A 16,924-nucleotide genomic window follows, 5' to 3' on the forward strand; every position below is an offset into this window, starting at 1 on the left:
CGTTAGCGCCTCTTGACCGCATCATCGTTAACGAAATACTGTTGCCATCGATTACATGTCATCCGGTCACCGGCCGGAAGGCTCTCCCGGGACCAGGGACCGGGCCCTGTCGCAGAGCCGGTTCCGTACGGAGAAGGAGCATGATGATCTTCCACGGCAGCGGATCCACCTCTGAACCGGACGTGCCACCGGGACAACGGACGAAAGCCCTCGACACGCCCGCGCCCAGCCGCCGTGCGGTGCTCAAGGCCGCCGCGGCGGGCACGGCCGTGGCCGCCACGGGCGTCGCCGCTCCCGCCGCCGCGACTCCCCCGGCCGCCACCGCTCAGGCGTACGCCGTCGCCCCGGGGGCGTCGGTGGAGGTCGCCATGACGGTCAACGGGCGGCTGCGCAAGGTCGTCCTGGAGCCGCGGGTGACGCTGCTGGACACGTTAAGGGAGCGGCTCGGCCTGACCGGCACCAAGAAGGGCTGCGACCGGGGCGAGTGCGGGGCGTGCACGGTGCTGGCCGACGGCGAGCGGGTCAAGTCGTGCCTGACGCTGGCGGTGATGCGGCAGAGGGCCGAGATCACCACGGTGGAAGGGCTGGCGCGGGGAGAGGAGTTGCACCCCGTACAGGAGGCGTTCATCCGGAACGACGCCTTCCAGTGCGGCGCGTGCACTCCCGGTCAGATCATGTCCGCCGTGGCCTGCATCGACGAGGGGCATGCGGGTTCGGAGGCGGAGATCCGCGAGTGGATGAGCGGCAACCTGTGCCGGTGCGCGGCGTACCAGAACATCGTCGCCGCCGTCGCCGACGCCGCGAAGGAGGTGCGGCGATGAGGGCCTTCGGTTACACGGTCGCGCGCGATCCGGCCGAGGCGGTGCGGCTGGCCGCGACCACCCCCGGCTCGACGTTCGTGGCAGGCGGCACGGACCTGCTGAACCTGATGCGCGACGGCGCGGAGGCGCACGACCACCTCGTCGACGTCAACCGGCTGGACCTCGGCGGGATCACCGTCGGCTCCGGCGCGTTGCGGATAGGCGGGGCGGCCCGGATGCGGCAGGTCGCCGAGCACCCTGGAGTGCGGCGGGAGTTCCCGATGCTGTCCGAGGCGCTGCTGGCCTCCGCGTCCCCGCAGATCCGCACCATGGCCTCGATCGGCGGGAACCTCTTGCAGCGCACCCGGTGCGGGTACTTCCGCGACGCGGCGTCCCCCTGCGCCAAGCGGGTACGGGGCAGCGGCTGCCCGGCGATCACCGGGCAGAACCGGGGACACGCGATCCTGGGAGGCAGCGAACACTGCATCGCCACGCACCCGTCGGACCTGGCGGTGGCGCTGACCGCCCTGGACGCGACCGTGCGCCTGCTCGGTCCCGCCGGCGAGCGCGCCGTCCCCATCGCCGGCTTCTACCTCCTCCCCGGGTCCACGCCGGACCGGGAGACCGCGATGCGCCCGGGCGAGCTGATCACCAGGGTGGACGTGCCGCGCACCGCCCTGGCCGGGCAGTCGCGCTACCTGAAGCTGCGCGACCGGGCCACGTTCGAGTTCGCGGTGGTGTCGGTGGCGGCCGCGCTGCGGACGAGGGGCGATGTCGTACGGGACGTACGGCTGGCTTTCGGCGGCGTGGGCACCCGCCCGTGGCGGGACACCCGCGTCGAGGCGGCGCTGCGGGGCCGGCCGCTCACCCGGCAGGCGATCGACGAGGCGGGCCGGATCCTGGTCAAGGACGCCAAGCCGTACGAGGGGAACAGGTTCAAGGTCGAGCTCGTCCAGCGGGCGCTGGTGAGCGTTCTCGGCGAGCTGGGAGGGCTCCGATGAGCGGGCTGGTGGGGCAGGGCGTGGCGCGGGTGGACGGCCGGGCGAAGGTCACCGGCGCGGCCCGCTACGCCGCGGACCAGGAGGTGCCCGGTGTGCTGCACGGCGCCCTGGTGATGAGCACGATCGCCCGCGGCGAGGTCCTGGAGATCGACCGCAGGGCGGCGCTCGCGCGTCCCGGCGTCGTCGCGGTCCACACCCACGCCGACATGCCGCGGCTGAACCTGCCGAACTTCCCGTACAACAGGCCTTTCATCCCCATGCAGGACACGCGGGTGCACCACCACGGGCAGCCCGTCGCGTACGTCGTGGCCCAGACCCTGGAGCAGGCGCAGGAGGCCGCCGGCCTGGTGAAGGTGCGCTATCGGGCGGAGGATCCGGTCGCGCGGATGGCCGACGTGCTCGACGAGGCGTTCCTGCCGGACGATTTCCGCGACCGGCCCAACGAGTACAGCCGCGGCGATGCCGCCGCGGCGCTCGGACAGGCCGCGGTACGCGTCGACCGGACCTACAGCAGCCCGATGCAGCACCACAACCCGATCGAGCCGCACACCACCACCGCCGTCTGGGAGGACGACGGCACGCTGATCTTGTACGAGAGCACCCAGGGCGTGGTCTTCGCCCGCAACACCGTCCAGATCGCGTTCGGGATGCCCGAGGGGAGCGTCAGGGTCGTGTCCCCCTACCTGGGCGGTGGTTTCGGCGCCAAGGGCCCCACCTATCCGCACACGCTGCTCACCGCGGCGGCGGCGCGACTCTGCGGCCGGCCGGTGAAGCTGGTGCTGACGCGCGCGCAGATGTACACCTCCAACGGTCACCGCGCCGAGTACCGCCACCACCTCCGGCTCGGCGCCACCCGGCAGGGCGCGCTGACCGCCGTCGTCAGCACCTCGACGGCTCAGATGACCCGCGTCGACGAGAACGTCTACAACGGCGGTGACTCCACGGTGCGCCTGTATGCCTGCCCGAACGTCCACGTACGGCAGCTGGGTGTGCGGCTCGACCTGCCGACGTCGAGCTACATGCGCTCGCCGGAGACGACCGCTCACTTCGGCCTCGAGACCGCCATGGACGAGCTGAGCTACGAGCTCGGCATCGACCCGGTGGAGCTCCGGATACGCAACCACACCGAGGTCGACCAGCAGCCCGATCCTCCCGTGCCGTACGCCGACAAGCGACTGCTGGAGTGCTACCGGGCCGCGGCCGAGGCGTTCGGCTGGGCCCGGCGCAGCCCCAGGCCGGGGACCACCAGGGACGGGGACGAGTACGTCGGCTGGGGCATGGCCACCGAGACCCACACGCACACCGTCATCCCGTCACAGGCTCGCCTCACCATCGGCCCCGACGGGCGCGCGACCCTGCGGGCCGCCACCCAGGAGATCGGCACCGGGACCTACACCGTGCTCACCCAGATCGTCTGCGAAGGGCTCGGCATGCCGCTCGACCAGGTCACGACGCTGCTGGGCGACACCGCCTACCCCGACGCGTCCTTGTCGGCGGGGTCGTCCACCATGCCCAGCGTGGCCGCCCCGGCGGCCGACGCGGCGGCGAAGGCGCGGAACGCCGTGATCGCGCTCGCCGTCGCCGACCCGCGCTCCCCGCTGCACGGCGTGCCCGCCGAGGAGGTCGTGGCCCGGGACGGCCGTCTGTCCGCCGGGGGCGACCGCGTGGACACCTACCGCGCGGTCATGACCCGCCACGGCCGCTCCGTCGAGGTGACCGGCGACAAGCGGAACAGCACGCCCGGGCACTCGTTCGGCGCGGTGTTCCTGGAGGTGCGGATCCAGCCGAGGCTGGGCAGGTTGCGCGTGACCCGGGTGGTGACCGCGCACGACCTGGGGCGGGTGCTCAACCGCCGGACCGCGCGCGGGCAGGTCATCGGCGGTGTGATGTGGGGGCTCGGCTTCGCGCTGATGGAGCACACGATGGTGGACCCGGCCACCGCGCGGGTCGTCAACCCGAACCTGTCCACCTACCTGGTCCCGGTCTGCGCGGACGCGCCGTCGGTGGAGGCGTTGTTCGTGGACCGGCTTGAACCGGACGCCGAACTGGCCGGAATCCGCGGATTCGGCGAGACGCCCGGGACCGGCGTGCCCGCGGCCATCGGCAACGCGATCTACCACGCCATCGGCCGGCGCCTCAGGGACGTCCCCTTCACCCAGGACAAGCTGCTCTGACCCCTGCGCGCGCGGGGGTCAGCGGCTCTGTCGAGGAGCTCGTCCGTGGGCCGGCCGTACATGGGTGTCCTACGCCGTCGTTTCAGCCGAGCGGGGTGAGGATGCCGGCCAGTTCGCCGGGCTTGGAGAGAAAAGGCGAGTGGGAGGCGTCGAGCGTGACGACGGAGGTCGGGTTGTCCGGGAACGCCGCGTCGGCCTCCGCGACGAACTTCGCCTGCAGGCCCGGCCGGATGGCCATGTCCCGCGTACAGACGATGTACGTGCGCGGCACCGACCCCCAGCCGTCGCGGGTCAGGGTGGTGGCGCCCAGCATGACGCCGATCGGGCCGTCGGGTGTCAGCAAGCCGGTGGCGGCGTCGGCGAGGACCGGGTCCACGTCTCCGTAGAACGCCTCGCGAAGCCCCTGCCGGTAGACCGCGTCGTCCGTGGCGAAGTCGAGCCGCAGCGCGCCTATGGCGGCCGGGTCACCCTGCAGCAACGGCGCGACCCGGTCGTCGGCGGCCTCGGGAAGCCGCGTGTACGCCGCCGCGGACACGCCCGACGCCGGCATGTACGCGGTGAGGTACACGGCGTGCGCCACCAGTTCGGGTGTCCGCTGCGCCGTTCGCGTCAGTACGGGACCGGCCGCGCTGTGGGCGACCACCGTGACCGGCTCGCCACCGCCGATCCGCTTGATCTGCGAGGTCAACAACTCGGCCGCCTCGTCGAGAGTCACGTCCGCCACGGGCGAGACCTCGGTCCCGACCGCCTCGGGGGTGTACGGCTGTTCGGTTGACCATCGAGGACGGCGGGCGTACAGCCCATGCCCCGCCATGTCCACCGCGACGGTCAGGCGGCCGCCGGCCACCACATGGGGGACGACTTCGTTCCAGCACCAGGCGCCGTGCCAGAAACCGTGGACTAACACCAGCGTGGACATGAACACTCCTTGAGTGATCGGGTGAACGACGGCCGCGGAGCCAGCCGGAATCAGATGATGGTGAAGGCGGTGAGCGCGCCGAGGGTGATGAGGAAAAGGCCTATGCCCACGACCCACCTCCCCATCGTGGAACCGTCCTGGCCGCCGGTGTCGATGCGAGCGTTCCGCTGCTTCTCAGGGTCGTAGAGGACGGTGACGCGATCTCCTGGTCGAGGAGGCCTGCTCTCGCCGTAACGCGAGGTGATCTCGACCTCCTGGCCATCGCGGGTCGTGAAGCGGAAGACGGGATAGCACGCCTTGCTGTCAGGGTCCCTGCTCCTCTCCAGGCCGGTGACCAGGCCGGGCACCCGGACCCCGCGGGCGCGGAACCGCCGTGCCCTGCGCAGGAGCCAGACGCCGCACGCCAGGTTCGCCAACCCGAGAACGAAGAGCATGCCGGGCGAAGATGTCGATTCCACTAAGGATCACCTTTCGCTCGGGCGGCGATCCGCCGTTGCCAAGGGTTCTATCTGATCGACTACGCCACCGGCGGTTTGGTTCAACACCACATCGACGTTTTTCAGGCTCCCGACGTCAAGGCGCGTGGGAGGGCATGGACCCCGCTAGCCTCTGGTGATCACACCGCAGGCGATGCGGCTGCCGGAGTCGCCGGCCTTCAGCGTCTCGGCGTCGGGCCCGGCCTCACCTTCCGCGTTCCGGTAGCGGTCGGGGATGTTGGCGTAATTGTCGGCCAGAGAGTGGATCATGATGGCGCTGCCGTCGCCGTCGAAGAGCTGTGCCACCTGGAAACGGTCGGTCACCGATGAGGCGGTGGCGGTGCCGTCCGCGCCGACCAGCAGGTTGGGCAGGTCCCCGGTGTGGCGGTCGTGCGGTTGCGAGCCCAGGTCGAAGTGTCCTCCCGCGCTGAAGAAGGGGCTGCCGGTGTCGGGGTCCTTCGACTGCGCGTCGCAGACGCCCTTGGCGTGGACGTGGAAGCCATGAAAACCGGCCGGCAAGTTCGTCACCCCGACCGTGATCCTGGACTTGCCGTTCCCGGCGTCCTCCACCTGGAGCGAGCCGACCGTCTGGCCTTCGGCATTCTTGATCACGGCACCGGCCGGCGCACCGTCCCGCGCCGGCATCATCGCTCCCAGCGCGGCCGCGCTCAGGGCGACCACTCCCACGCCCAGCATCACGACCAGAGCCAGACGAGCCTTTCGTACCATCGGAAGTCTCCCCCTGTGTGGCGTCTTCCCCAGGTGAAGACGACGGCGGCACCGTTGGACGCGAGAACGGCGAGCCGCGACGTCCAAGGGGCCTCGCCACAGAAATCCCCCCGGCTTCGTCCACTGCCCCGATGCCGGAGGTAAAAGTTCGCCATCGCCAGAGCGTCCCCTCGAAGCCTTGGGATCTCGTCACAGAAGTGCCGTCAGGGCTCCCCTGAGACGCAGGGATGCCCTGACACTGGACCGCTCAACGGCGGCGTCGTCTGCTACGGCGACGGCGGCGTGACGCTGATTCGCCGTTTTCGAAGCCGTCTCCCGGCTCTGGCTGCACCAAGCGGATGGACGCGCCGACTAGGTAGTAGCGGATAGCCATGGTCATCCCCCCAAAGCGATCGGCGGCTGGGAGAGCACCAGGCCCACAGTCGGGTACCGCTTCAGCACCCTCCCGTAGGTACAAACCCAACGGCTCACCCGCACCTTCCCCAGATATCCCCTGAACGGGGCTGCTGGCTGGGCTTTTACCAGCCGGGCCCCGGGCTGCGACAACCGGTTCCCGCGCGTGACTTCTTCGGTGTGAAAAGATCACAGCCATCGAAAGCACTCCATGACGCATCATCCGGAGGAGGCGTCTTGGGGAACGCCCCAAGTCGAGAGGCGGCCATGCAGAAGGCTGCGCTTCGAGATCACCGATGACAACGTCGACCCGGTGGAAGCGGACGAGAGCGTCAGCTCCGCCCTGGCACTGATCGGACGGATCACCGGAACCGACCTCGCCACCGACTGGTTCCAGGCGCGGCACTCGCGCATCCGCGACTTCGACACGCCTTCGTATCCCGACGGCTGAACGTCCTGACGGACAGGGGCTACACCTGGTCCCCGTTCTCGGCCATGGGGTTCACGCCGGGGTGGGGGCGTCGTGGCAGTGGCGTGCCGCGGCGGTCCGGGCGGTGCTCGAAGTGCCACCACTCGTTGTCGTAGACGCGGTAGAGGTCGTAGCGGGCGCCGTGCTCCTCCAGCCAGCGCGCGCCTTCGCGGGGGCGTACGTCCAGCGCGATGCCCTTGACGTGGCCGGATTCCGCCGGCGGTAACACGAGCATGCGGGCCGAGGCCGGGGAGCCGGAGCGGCGTACCTCCTCGTCGAACATCCGTTGCTGGACCTGGGGATCGCGGTATCCCGAGGTGAGGCCGACGAGCTGGCCGTGACGCCAGAGCGCCTCGGTGCGTGCCGCGGTGAACGCCGCCATGGCGCCGTCGGTGAGCCCGGTGAGGTCCTCGGCGGGGAATCGCATCCCCAACGCCCAGCGGCACGCCAGTTCGCGGGCACGGCCCGGATGGCGGACGAACCCCACGGGCAGCAGGAGCACGGCGAGCACCAGCGTGACCGCGGCGAACAGCCGGTCACGGGGCCGGAGTGGGATGGTTCGCGGTTCGTTCATGACGAACAACGATCGGCGCCGGATGCGCGCGCGCCGTCCGCCGCATGTCACCGTTCGTCGACGGCGGCCGGCGCCGGGTGCGACCGTGATACAACCATGACACGGTGCTGACGAGGCGGGGACACGGCTGGCCGACAGTGGAGGGATTGACCGGCGGGCGAGGTACGGAGCGTGCTGTGAAACTCGGCGGCGTGTCGCGAGTGTTGCTGATCGAAGATGACCCGGCCGTACGGGAGGGCCTGGAGCTGGCCCTGACCCGGCATGGACACCGGGTGCGGGCGGTGGAGTCCGGCGAGGAGGGGCTGGACCGGCTGCGCGTGGACCTTCCCGACGTCGTCGTGCTCGATCTCATGTTGCCTGGCATCGACGGGTTCGAGGTCTGCCGCCGCATCCGGGCCGCCCGGGAGGTGCCGATCATCATGCTGACCGCGCGCGGCGACGACATGGACGTGGTGGCCGGGCTGGAGGCGGGCGCCGACGACTACGTGGTCAAGCCGGTGCAGCCCAGGGTGCTGGAGGCACGCATTCGCGCGGTTCTCCGGCGGATCGGGCGGGACCAGGCGGAGCTGGAGCGGTATGGGGACCTGACCATCGATCGCGCCGGGCTGGTGGTCGCCAAGCGCGGCGCGCCTGTCAGCCTAGCCCCGACCGAGCTGCGCCTGCTGCTCGAACTCTCCGGCACGCCCGGCCGGGTGCACAGCCGCCAGCAGCTGCTGGAGTCGGTGTGGGAGCACGGGTACTTCGGCGACTCGCGTCTCGTGGACGCGTGCGTGCAGCGGTTACGCGCGAAGATCGAGGACGACTCGGCGGCGCCCGTCTACGTTCAGACGGTGCGTGGGTTCGGGTACCGGTTCGGGCCGGTGTGAGCCGCCGGTGGCACGGTGGCCGAGCCTGGGGTTGCGTGCCCGGCTGTTGTCCGCGTTCGCCCTGCTGTGTGTGGTCACCGCGGCAGGGGTGGCCGGCGGGATCTACGTCCATGCCCGCAACGACATCCTGCAGCGGACCCAGGATGCCGCGGTGGAGGCGATGCGGAGCCGGCTGGAGGCGCTCTACCCCTTGCGAAGTGCGACGCCGGGCCCGGCCGAGCTCGGCGAGATCGCCCGTGCCATGACCGACCGGAACAGCTCCGCGGTCGCCTTCTACCAGGGTGCGCAGTCACCGGCCGGCCCGCCGCCGGGACAGGCGGTGCCGGGCCGTCCGCCGCGTGCGCCGGGCCTGGCTCCCGGAACGATCTCACCCGAGCTGCGGCGGACGGTGGCCGAGGGCGGCATGGCGTGGCAACGCGTGGTGTGGCAGGGCGAGCCCTTCCTGATCATCGGCGCGCCTCTGGTGATCACCGAGCCGGACCGGACGACGCGGGTGTCGGGCATCGAGGTCTACACCGCCCACAGCCTGGTTCCCGAACAGCGCAGCATCGACGGGCTCGCCGCCTGGGCCTGGCTCACCGGCGGGGCGGCCCTGGTGTTCGCGGTCGTCCTGGCGTCGCTGGCCACTCGTGGCGTGCTGCGCCCGGTGCGCGAGCTCGGCCGGGCGGCGCGCCTGCTGGGCGAGGGCGACCTGCGGGCCAGGGTCGCGGTCCGAGGCTCCGACGAGCTGGCCGACGTGGCGCGCACGTTCAACGACACCGCCGCGGAGCTGGAACGGCACGTCGAGCAACTCCGTGAGATGGAGGCCGACTCGCGCCGGTTCGTGGCCGACGTGTCCCACGAGCTGCGCACCCCGCTGGCCGCGCTCGCCGCGGTCGCCGACGTCCTCGACGAGGAGGCGGCCGGGCTGCCCGAGCACGCCGGCAGGGCCGCCAGGCTGGTCAGCCAGGAGACGCTCAACCTCACCGGGCTGGTGAACGACCTCATCGAGATCAGCCGGTTCGACTCGGGCGTCGCGACCCTCGCGCTGAACGAGGTCGACGTGGCCGAGCTGGTGCGCGCGACCCTGCGTGCCCGGGGCTGGTCGGAGTCCGTGCACACCGAGCTTCCCCCCGGGGTGACGGCGCGCCTGGACCCGCGCCGAGTGGACGTCATCCTCGCGAACCTGGTCGGCAACGCCCTGCGGCACGGCGAGCCGCCGGTGTCGGTACGGCTTTCCGCCGATCCGCGGTGGGTCGCTCTCGAGGTCCGCGACCACGGACCGGGGCTGGACGAAGCGGTGCTGCCGCACGTGTTCGACCGGTTCTACAAGGCCAGCGCGGCCAGGGCCAGGTCGGAAGGCAGCGGCCTCGGCCTCGCCATCGCGCGGGAGAACGCGCGCCTGCACCGAGGTGACCTCACTGTCGTCAACGCCCCGGACGGCGGCGCCGTGTTCACGCTGCGCCTGCCCTGCCGGACCCACGATCCGGACGGAGGCTCCGCGTGAGGACCGGGCCGGCCCGCCGCGTGCTCGCCGCGGGTCTCGTAGCGCTCGTCGCCGTGGCCGGCTGCGGTGTGCGGCCCAGCGACGTCATCCCCGCCGGCGACCCGCCGAGCGGAGGCGTCGCGCCCACCACGACGATCACCCTCTACCTGGTGAGGAACGGCCGGCTCCTGGCGGTGACGCGGCCCGGACCGGGTGGTCGTCCACTGTTCGAAGCGGACACGCTCGCGCTGCTCGCGGCCGGACCCACCGCGAGGGAACAGGCGCGCGGATTCACCACCGACGTCCCGTCCGAGGCCGGCCCGTTCTCGGTGACCGCCGAGCCGGTCGGCCACGTGACGGTGACCCTGTCCACTCCTGCCGGCGAACTGTCCCCGCTGGCCGTCGACCAGATCGTGTGCACGGCCGGCGCCACGTCGCCGGAGAAGCTCCTCCAGGTCACCGTCGTCGGTGCCGGGCAGAGCGTCGGCCCCCGGACGTGCCCGGAGTGACGGCTGCGCCCTGTCACGCTCGCGCATGACAGGGCGGGCGTAGCTCAGTGGTGCACCGTGATGTTCCCTCCGGTGACGGTCTGAGGATCGAAGCGGTCGATGTCGAACTCGTCGACCCGCCGGTTGTCGTACGCCGGCGGGCCGCCCGGGTACGGTGCCTGGCTGAGCGGCCACACGACCAGACGCAGTCTGTCCGGCTCGTCATGGCCGTACAGGACGAAGCCGTACCCGCTCCGACCGGCCACGGTCGCCTTGCCCTTGACCGCCGCCTTGCCGTCCGGCGTGATCACCAGCCACTCGAGTTCGGTGGCGTCGAGGTCGAAATCGGTGCCGGTGAGGCGGGCGCTCACCTTGCCGCCGCTCGGCACCGGGCCTGTGTCTGACTTGTGGTACTTCGGGTTGAACTGGAAGTGCGCCCGGCCCGTCGCCGACGGATCCGAGGTCAGCGCCCCGGCCGGCGACTCAAGATGCGTGCCGCCCGTGACGAATCCCGCCTCCGGGTCGTACACGATGACCATGACACTGGCGGTGCCCTCGCCGCCGTCGTCGTCCGTCACCTTCACCGTGACCGTGTACATGCCGGCGTCGGTGAAGGTGTGGGCGCGATCGCAGCCGCCGCTCGTCGCCGCGAAGGAGTCCGTACGACCGTCGTCCCAGACGATCGCGCAGGTGTGGGTGTCGTTGGCGCCCGGATCGGTGAAGGGCGCCGTGAGGCTGACCGGCGTGCCCGCGCGATGGACCGACCACGGCGCGGGACCGGTGATGGACGGCCGCGGCGGCGCGTTGCGCAGCCGGACCCGCGCCGAGTCGCTCACCGGCGCGTTGACCCCGTCGCTCGCGGTGAGCGTGACGGTGAACGTGCCGTCGTCCGTGCAGGAGATCGTCGTGGACGCGGCGTGGGCGTCGCCGAAGGAGCACGTCGTGCCCGGGTCCGCCTCGCCCGCCGTGTAGCTCCAGGTGATCGTGGGAGTGGAATCCGGGTCTCCGACGGACCCGTGCAGCCGCAGCCGTTGCCCCTCGGTGCCGGAGACGTCCGGGCCGGCCGAGACAGTGGGCGGCAGGTTCTGCCCCGGCGGCGGATCGGATGGCACCCCGCCACCTACTCCTCCGTCACCGGTCATCAGCGTCGCCCAGCCGCGCAGCGGGACGTGGCTGGAGACCGACGTGCGCGTGGCATCGCCGTCGAGTGCCGCGAAATGATCGCTGACGAAGATGTAGTCCCGCTTGTGCTGCAGGGCGACCGGCAGCGGAACCGTACCCTCGCCTGTCCGGCATGTCCGATCGGTGACCGGGCAGCTGTGCTCGGGACTCGCGAAGTACGCGGTGTCGGTCTCGTCCACCTCGTGCAGGACACCGGTGCCGCCGTGGTGGGCGTACAACGGGGTCAGCGCCGCCTCCCAGGGCCGGTCCTGGAAGTCGCCGCCGAGGATCACCGGCACGCCGGCGTCCACCTGAGCGGCGACCGCCCCTGCCTGCTCCGCGCGGAGGCCGGCCTCGGCGCTCAGCTGCGTGACGCACCCCCGTACCGACTGCTCCCGCAGCGTGGTGTCGGCGCAGGTCAGGTTGTACGTCTCGGGCTCCCCGCCCTGGGGCAGCGGGGTAACGGCCGGATTCGTCAGCGGTGTGTGGCTGAGCAGCGCGTTGCCCAGCTCCTGGGAGCCGCCGCACTTCGACGCGGGACTCCGGGTGATCGCGAACTCGCCGTGCAGGTCGTAGCCGTTGGCGCGTACGGTCTCCAGCAGCTTGTCGTACTGGTCGCGGCACACCTCGTTCAACGTGACCAGATCGGGGCGGAAGTCCAGGATCGAGGAGGCGATGGCCGGAACCGCCCCGCTCACCGCGCTGTTCGCGCAGGACGGCTGGGGTATCTGCTTGGCACCGCAGACGTTGAACTGGAAGACCCGGACCGGCTCGTTGACGCGGAGCGTCACCTCTCCCCACAGGATGTCGTGGTCCGAGCAGCGCCCGTCGTCGGGCTTCGGGTCTTCCCCGGTGACCACGCAGTCGCCCTCGTTCTCCACGCGGGCGGACACGTCACGGTCGAAGTGCGCCTTGCTGACGAAGATGTAGTCGATCTTCCCCTCGCTGGGGTGGGTCTTGGCGCCGCCCGGCTTGGGCGGGCAGCCCGGGCATCCGGCGAACTGGTCCACCTCCCAGTAGTCTCCGGTGCCCCCCGCCTCCGGCGCGTACAACCGGCCGACGGCCGGATTCTCGGGTGAGGGCCAGTCAGGGGCCACGTTCACGTCCCCGGTCAGGATGAAGGGCATCCGCCTGAGGTGCGGCGGGAACAGGTCGGTGGCGAGTTCCTCGATCTCCTTGGCGGCGGTCGGGTCGTCGGGAGTGCCGTGCAGGGTGCACACTCGCGTCCTGATCTCGAAGGCCGCCGTCACGCACCCGATGCCGCGGCCCGTCGAGAACTGCAGGTCGTCGGCGTCACTGATGTCCGCTCGCACGAAAATGGCGTTGCCCGCGCTGTACGGGGCTACGGTGTCACACGTCGGCGTGAGATCGGGGGGCCACCATTCCCACTCCGCCGGAGGCCAGAATCGGGAGCTGGAGAAGTACGACTTGTAGCCGGCGTCGCCGAGCAGCTCCTGGAGCCTCTCCGCCTGGCTGCGGCACGTCTCCTGCAGGGTGACGACGTCGGGCTGCTCGGCCTGGATCTTGCTGTGGACCATGTCCACGACGCCGGTCTCGCCGTGGTTGCACACGGCGCCGCACAGGTTGTAATTCATGATTTTCAGGGGTCGCTCGGCCTGCGCCATCGCCGGCCGCTCACCCAGAGGAGCCGCCAAAAGCGCCACGAGCATGGCTAAGGAAGTGAGGACACGGCTGACACGCGTAATTCCAGACACTGTTCTCCCCGTTGATGTTCCGCTCATCCCGTCGATCTGACGACCAGAGGAAGTGTTTGTCATGCCGAACTTCCTGTCCAGGGGAAATCCGGGTGATACGGGGGCTGCCTGACGGGCCTGTCGCCCTGGGACGTGCTTTCGCAGGTCACCATTCATCGAGGAAGGATCGATCCAAGAGTCACGTGGTGACCTGGGTGGGCGCAGGCGCGCCCACCGACGGCCGCTAGTTTTTCCCGAGCCCGTAAATCAGTTTCTGGGTATAGCGTTTCGGGGCCCGGGCAGAAGCCGCTTGCCACGACGCATACGTGTTCTCAGGGCTGTCCGACATTCTCCGGCCATCGGCGAAGTGACTTGGCCCCGGCACGCCACTCCCGGGTCTCCGGAGAAACGTTCACAAGGAAAGTGGTGAGCGCGCCTGCCCAGGGCGGCCTGTCACGGGAGCGGGCGGTCGCTGAGCCGGCAGCCGTGTGGCCGCTCGGGGCGTTCGCCGGTCCAGCCGGCCTCAGGGGCCCATGCCTGATAGTTGATGAATGTCCCCTTGGCGAGCCCCGCCGAGCTCTCGACCGCGATCGCGGCGTTGGCCGTCAGGACGGTGCCGGTCCGCGGGTCGAGGATGGTGGAGTACCGCTCCGCCACCTCGTCGTCAGTGCCGAACTGCCGGACGAAACCCTCGCTCTTCATGAAGGTGACCTCGATTCCCGGTCGTCCCAGAGGGTCGGTGATCGAGCCGAGCACCTTGGTCGTCGGCAGTCCGGCGAGGAGACGCAGGGCGGCTGCCCTGACCGAGGGTTGGACCGGAAGCTCCAGAAGGGCGGAGGAAGTGGAGAGGAATTCTTCGAAGCTGTCCTTGGACGGGCCGTCCTGACGGGCCTCCCAGTAGGTTCGCAGTTTCTCCCGGAGTTGCTCGGCGTCGCCGGGCAGTGCCGCGAGGTCAGCGAGCGTGAGTTCAGCCAGTCGTGAATCACCGAGCACGCCGCCCGGCTCGGCCGCGCGCGTGTACACGCACTGTGAGGGCTTGGCCTGCAGCCGGACCTTCGCGCAGTCGCCTGCTCGGGTGCCCGGCGCGCACACTCGCTGGACCGTGCGCGGAGAACCCGCCGCCTGCCAGGCGCGCTCGTCAGCCTCGGTGGCGGGGCGGACGAACTGCTGCCGCTGCTCCACCTGGACGGGGTCGCCGGGGTCGCGCGGCTGCCAGAGGTCGATCCGTGACGAGGAGAGGACGTTGAACGTCTCTCCGCCCGCCCGGACCCTCATCAGCCCGTTGTTGAGCAAGGGCCTGCGCCAGTAGTCGCCGCTCTCGTCCGGCAGTTTCGCAATCTGGTCCGCCAGGCGGAGCAGGGCATCGTTGCCGCCCGCGGGCACGAGCACCGGCGGGGGGACGGCGGTCCCGTTCGACGCCAGCGTGACGACGGCCATGACGACGGCGACCGTGGCCGTGGCCGCTCCCAGGGCCCATCCCCAGGCGAGGCCACGCCGATCCGCTCTGCCTGGCCGTACCGGCTTGTGCTGGGCGGCGGCCAGCCGGGCGCGGGCCTTCTCGACCACCTCCGCCGATGGCGGCGGAGCGTCAGGCAGTGCTCTCGCCAGGAGGCTCAGCTCATCCATGGGTGTCCTCCAAAGGGTTGACGTCGCCGAGTGCCTTGCGGAGCTGCCTGCGGGCCCTGTTGAGCCGGGAGGCGACCGTACCCGCCGGGATCTGCAGGGCTGCGGCGACCTCGGCGTGGCTGAGGTCGCCCAACATGCTCAGCAGCACGACGTCGCGGTCCCCGCGGTTGAGTCCGGCCAGCGCCCCCGCCAGCTTGCCGGTCAGCTGACCCGCGGCCACGCGGGCCAGAGCAGCGTCCTCGGGACTGTACGCGTCGCGCTCGGCCGTCCGGCTGAGCGCCTTCCATCTGCGGATCTCGGTACGGCGATGCCGGGCGATGAGGTGGGTGGCGATCCCGTACAGCCACGGACGCACCCCACCGCGCGAGGCGTCGTAGCCGCCCCGATAGGCCGCCAGGAACACCTCGGCGGCCAGGTCGTCGGCGACGTCGTCGGACAACCGCCTGGCGATGTAGCGGTGGATCTCGGTGAAGTGCGCATTGAAGATCTGCTCGAAGTCCACCCGTAGATCGGGTGGGTCGGCCAGGTCAGGTGGAACGGCCATACAGGCGTCTCCGCTGGGTCAAGTGAACGATGGTCGCCCGTTCTTGCCCGAAGTGCCGTGATGCTTTCACGGACCGTCGCTGAGCCTCGGTTCAGGTCACCGCCTGATCAGGGGAAAGTCCTTGGACAGTGCGTGAGTCGGCGGTAGCGCAGCTTGACACTCACTCGGGGCGCTGGCATCCCCGGCATTGGGCATTCATTCAGGTCGACTCTCAATCAGGGATCACTGTGACCGCTGGCCGGATCAGTGCCTGGCCCACGATCACACGATCACCGTACTCTGAGCTGCGGAAGTAGGTTTCAGTAGTTGCCGGCTGTCCTATGACGGCGAAGAGGACCGAGGGGGTTGAAGGCGGACAGCCCACAGGTTGCCTTCCGGCTGGAGCGGGGCTCAACGGGGTTTCGTCACTCCAGAGACTCGCCGCTGCCAGAGACTGATCCTCGGGCGTGTCGTACCGTCTGGTACGCCGCAGCCCGGGCCGCCTGCGGGCAGGTCGGGACTTTCGCGGAACAGCAGTATCCGCAGAACTTTCACAGCGCGACGATCAACGATCGAGATGGAGTGCACGTTGCGCTGTTCCACGCCCAGTATCCCCTGATCGCCTTCGTGGACGACCTGCGCTACTGGTACGCCGACGGGTTCCAGGACCCACCTGCCTGGGCAGATTCCCTCAACGACTTCGGCTTCACCGTCTTGAGCGCGTCGCTGCTCATGTCACCCCTGGCAGAGGCGGACACTGCTGCTCTGTCCACCGCGGAGTGGAGCCAGATCAAGCACTGGAAGCCGCGGACCCTTGGCGCGACGCTCTTCAACTCGTGGGACTGATGCTTGGCCGTCCTGGACCCGCTCGGCCTTAGCCGGCACGCGCTCAAGGTTCGGTGGCACCGAATAGACGCACCCACTGAACAAACTGACAATGCTTAGCAGATACCCCTAAGTGTCCATGCGACGCAGGTAAAGGACGAGCAGAGTGTTGCGATCTTCAGCATCAGGTTGCAATTTCAGCCATACTGAAGCCTTAGACATAGAACCTCCAGCCAAATATGAATCCGCTGTCTCCACCGTTAGCAGAACATTTTTCCATCGATGAGACATCATTTGCACCCATGCCGGCCGCGGTCAGTCTCGACCCGCCAGCGAGCTTCCCGCAAGTTGCCTATCGCCTGCTCAAGGGCGGCCCGAGGATCAGAAGACCCCATATCTACGATTACGTAGTGTGTTACGACGACGGAATTCGACTCATTGAATCTCGACTCCGCTTCCGCTAGCACCGTTCCAATCTTCTGGACTTCGCCTATCGCTCGACCATCGACCGCACCGGGCAATACTCCCATACAGCCCCGCTTGTTTCTCCTCTTACCATCATATTCTGGGAAGGTTGTGGGGATTCACGGCGGGACAAACCGGGGCGATCCGGTGCTGGCCACGCTGGCCGCCCGACTGGTGGAGGTAGTCAGACTGGAAACTGCTTAGGCCGCTCCCGTAACGGCTGCACAACCAAGATCCACCTGTCCGCGGACGACCACTGCCGGCCACCCGTCCCGA

15 protein-coding genes are annotated in these 16,924 nt (G+C 69.8%); 8 read left to right on the top strand and 7 right to left on the bottom strand.

The annotated features are described in order from the left end of the window. Positions 1 to 368: 368 nt before the first annotated feature. From ACIBF7_RS14910 to ACIBF7_RS14920, 3 genes are read left to right on the top strand one after another with little or no spacing between them, the layout of a single operon-like run. A complete protein-coding gene (locus ACIBF7_RS14910; RefSeq protein WP_397197800.1) occupies positions 369 to 821 on the top strand; it encodes a (2Fe-2S)-binding protein in 453 nt (150 codons plus the stop codon). Continuing rightward, on the top strand, positions 818 to 1,801 hold the full coding sequence (locus ACIBF7_RS14915; RefSeq protein WP_397197309.1) for an FAD binding domain-containing protein: 984 nt from the start codon (positions 818 to 820) through the stop codon (positions 1,799 to 1,801). The genes ACIBF7_RS14910 and ACIBF7_RS14915 overlap by 4 nt, the downstream gene beginning before the upstream one ends. Then, positions 1,798 to 3,975, top strand: a complete 2,178-nt coding sequence (locus ACIBF7_RS14920; protein ID WP_397197310.1) for a xanthine dehydrogenase family protein molybdopterin-binding subunit — start codon at positions 1,798 to 1,800, stop codon at positions 3,973 to 3,975. Before ACIBF7_RS14915 ends, ACIBF7_RS14920 begins: the two co-directional genes overlap by 4 nt. Before the next feature lie 82 nt (positions 3,976 to 4,057). Here the strand turns inward: ACIBF7_RS14920 and ACIBF7_RS14925 are convergent, their stop codons facing one another. From ACIBF7_RS14925 to ACIBF7_RS14935, 3 genes are all read right to left on the bottom strand, one after another. After that, complete coding sequence (locus ACIBF7_RS14925) at positions 4,058 to 4,894, bottom strand: alpha/beta fold hydrolase (RefSeq protein WP_148030874.1); 837 nt, start codon at positions 4,892 to 4,894, stop codon at positions 4,058 to 4,060. Positions 4,895 to 4,944: 50 nt separating this feature from the next. Next, complete coding sequence (locus ACIBF7_RS14930; protein ID WP_397197311.1) at positions 4,945 to 5,328, bottom strand: DUF3592 domain-containing protein; 384 nt, start codon at positions 5,326 to 5,328, stop codon at positions 4,945 to 4,947. 168 nt (positions 5,329 to 5,496) lie between these two features. Then, entirely contained in the window at positions 5,497 to 6,099 is a 603-nt protein-coding gene (locus ACIBF7_RS14935; RefSeq protein ID WP_148030873.1) for a superoxide dismutase family protein, read from the bottom strand. 604 nt (positions 6,100 to 6,703) lie between these two features. Here ACIBF7_RS14935 and ACIBF7_RS14940 point away from each other — a divergent pair. Further along, positions 6,704 to 6,943, top strand: a complete 240-nt coding sequence (locus tag ACIBF7_RS14940; protein WP_397197312.1) for a hypothetical protein — start codon at positions 6,704 to 6,706, stop codon at positions 6,941 to 6,943. A gap of 19 nt (positions 6,944 to 6,962) precedes the next feature. On the opposite strand, the gene vanY-N is transcribed toward ACIBF7_RS14940, so the two are convergent. Beyond that, complete coding sequence (vanY-N, locus tag ACIBF7_RS14945) at positions 6,963 to 7,535, bottom strand: D,D-peptidase/D,D-carboxypeptidase VanY-N (protein ID WP_397197313.1); 573 nt, start codon at positions 7,533 to 7,535, stop codon at positions 6,963 to 6,965. Between the two features lie 191 nt (positions 7,536 to 7,726). Between vanY-N and ACIBF7_RS14950 the strand changes: the two genes are divergently transcribed. Genes ACIBF7_RS14950 through ACIBF7_RS14960 form a run of 3 tightly spaced genes read left to right on the top strand, consistent with a single transcriptional unit; the run spans position 7,727 to position 10,375 of the window. Further along, on the top strand, positions 7,727 to 8,401 hold the full coding sequence (locus ACIBF7_RS14950; protein WP_187281087.1) for a response regulator transcription factor: 675 nt from the start codon (positions 7,727 to 7,729) through the stop codon (positions 8,399 to 8,401). A 7-nt stretch (positions 8,402 to 8,408) separates the two neighbouring features. After that, a complete protein-coding gene (locus ACIBF7_RS14955; RefSeq protein ID WP_148030870.1) occupies positions 8,409 to 9,887 on the top strand; it encodes a HAMP domain-containing sensor histidine kinase in 1,479 nt (492 codons plus the stop codon). Next, positions 9,884 to 10,375, top strand: a complete 492-nt coding sequence (locus ACIBF7_RS14960; RefSeq protein ID WP_222708893.1) for a hypothetical protein — start codon at positions 9,884 to 9,886, stop codon at positions 10,373 to 10,375. The genes ACIBF7_RS14955 and ACIBF7_RS14960 overlap by 4 nt, the downstream gene beginning before the upstream one ends. A 44-nt stretch (positions 10,376 to 10,419) precedes the next feature. Here ACIBF7_RS14960 and ACIBF7_RS14965 read toward each other — a convergent pair whose 3' ends face one another. From ACIBF7_RS14965 to ACIBF7_RS14975, 3 genes are all read right to left on the bottom strand, one after another. Then, entirely contained in the window at positions 10,420 to 13,110 is a 2,691-nt protein-coding gene (locus ACIBF7_RS14965; protein ID WP_397197314.1) for an endonuclease/exonuclease/phosphatase family protein, read from the bottom strand. Positions 13,111 to 13,662: 552 nt separating this feature from the next. After that, positions 13,663 to 14,835 carry a CU044_5270 family protein gene (locus ACIBF7_RS14970; protein ID WP_397197315.1) on the bottom strand — a complete coding sequence of 391 codons (1,173 nt, stop codon included), beginning with the start codon at positions 14,833 to 14,835 and terminating at the stop codon, positions 13,663 to 13,665. Next, complete coding sequence (locus tag ACIBF7_RS14975) at positions 14,828 to 15,379, bottom strand: RNA polymerase sigma factor (protein WP_397197316.1); 552 nt, start codon at positions 15,377 to 15,379, stop codon at positions 14,828 to 14,830. The genes ACIBF7_RS14970 and ACIBF7_RS14975 overlap by 8 nt, the downstream gene beginning before the upstream one ends. A gap of 561 nt (positions 15,380 to 15,940) precedes the next feature. Here ACIBF7_RS14975 and ACIBF7_RS14980 point away from each other — a divergent pair. Further along, positions 15,941 to 16,204 (top strand): hypothetical protein, encoded by a 264-nt coding sequence (locus ACIBF7_RS14980; RefSeq protein ID WP_397197317.1) that lies wholly within the window; start codon positions 15,941 to 15,943, stop codon positions 16,202 to 16,204. Positions 16,205 to 16,924: the final 720 nt, after the last annotated feature.

It is taken from the genome of Nonomuraea sp. NPDC050478, assembly GCF_044458265.1.
GTDB classification, from domain to species: Bacteria; Actinomycetota; Actinomycetes; order Streptosporangiales; family Streptosporangiaceae; genus Nonomuraea; species Nonomuraea ferruginea.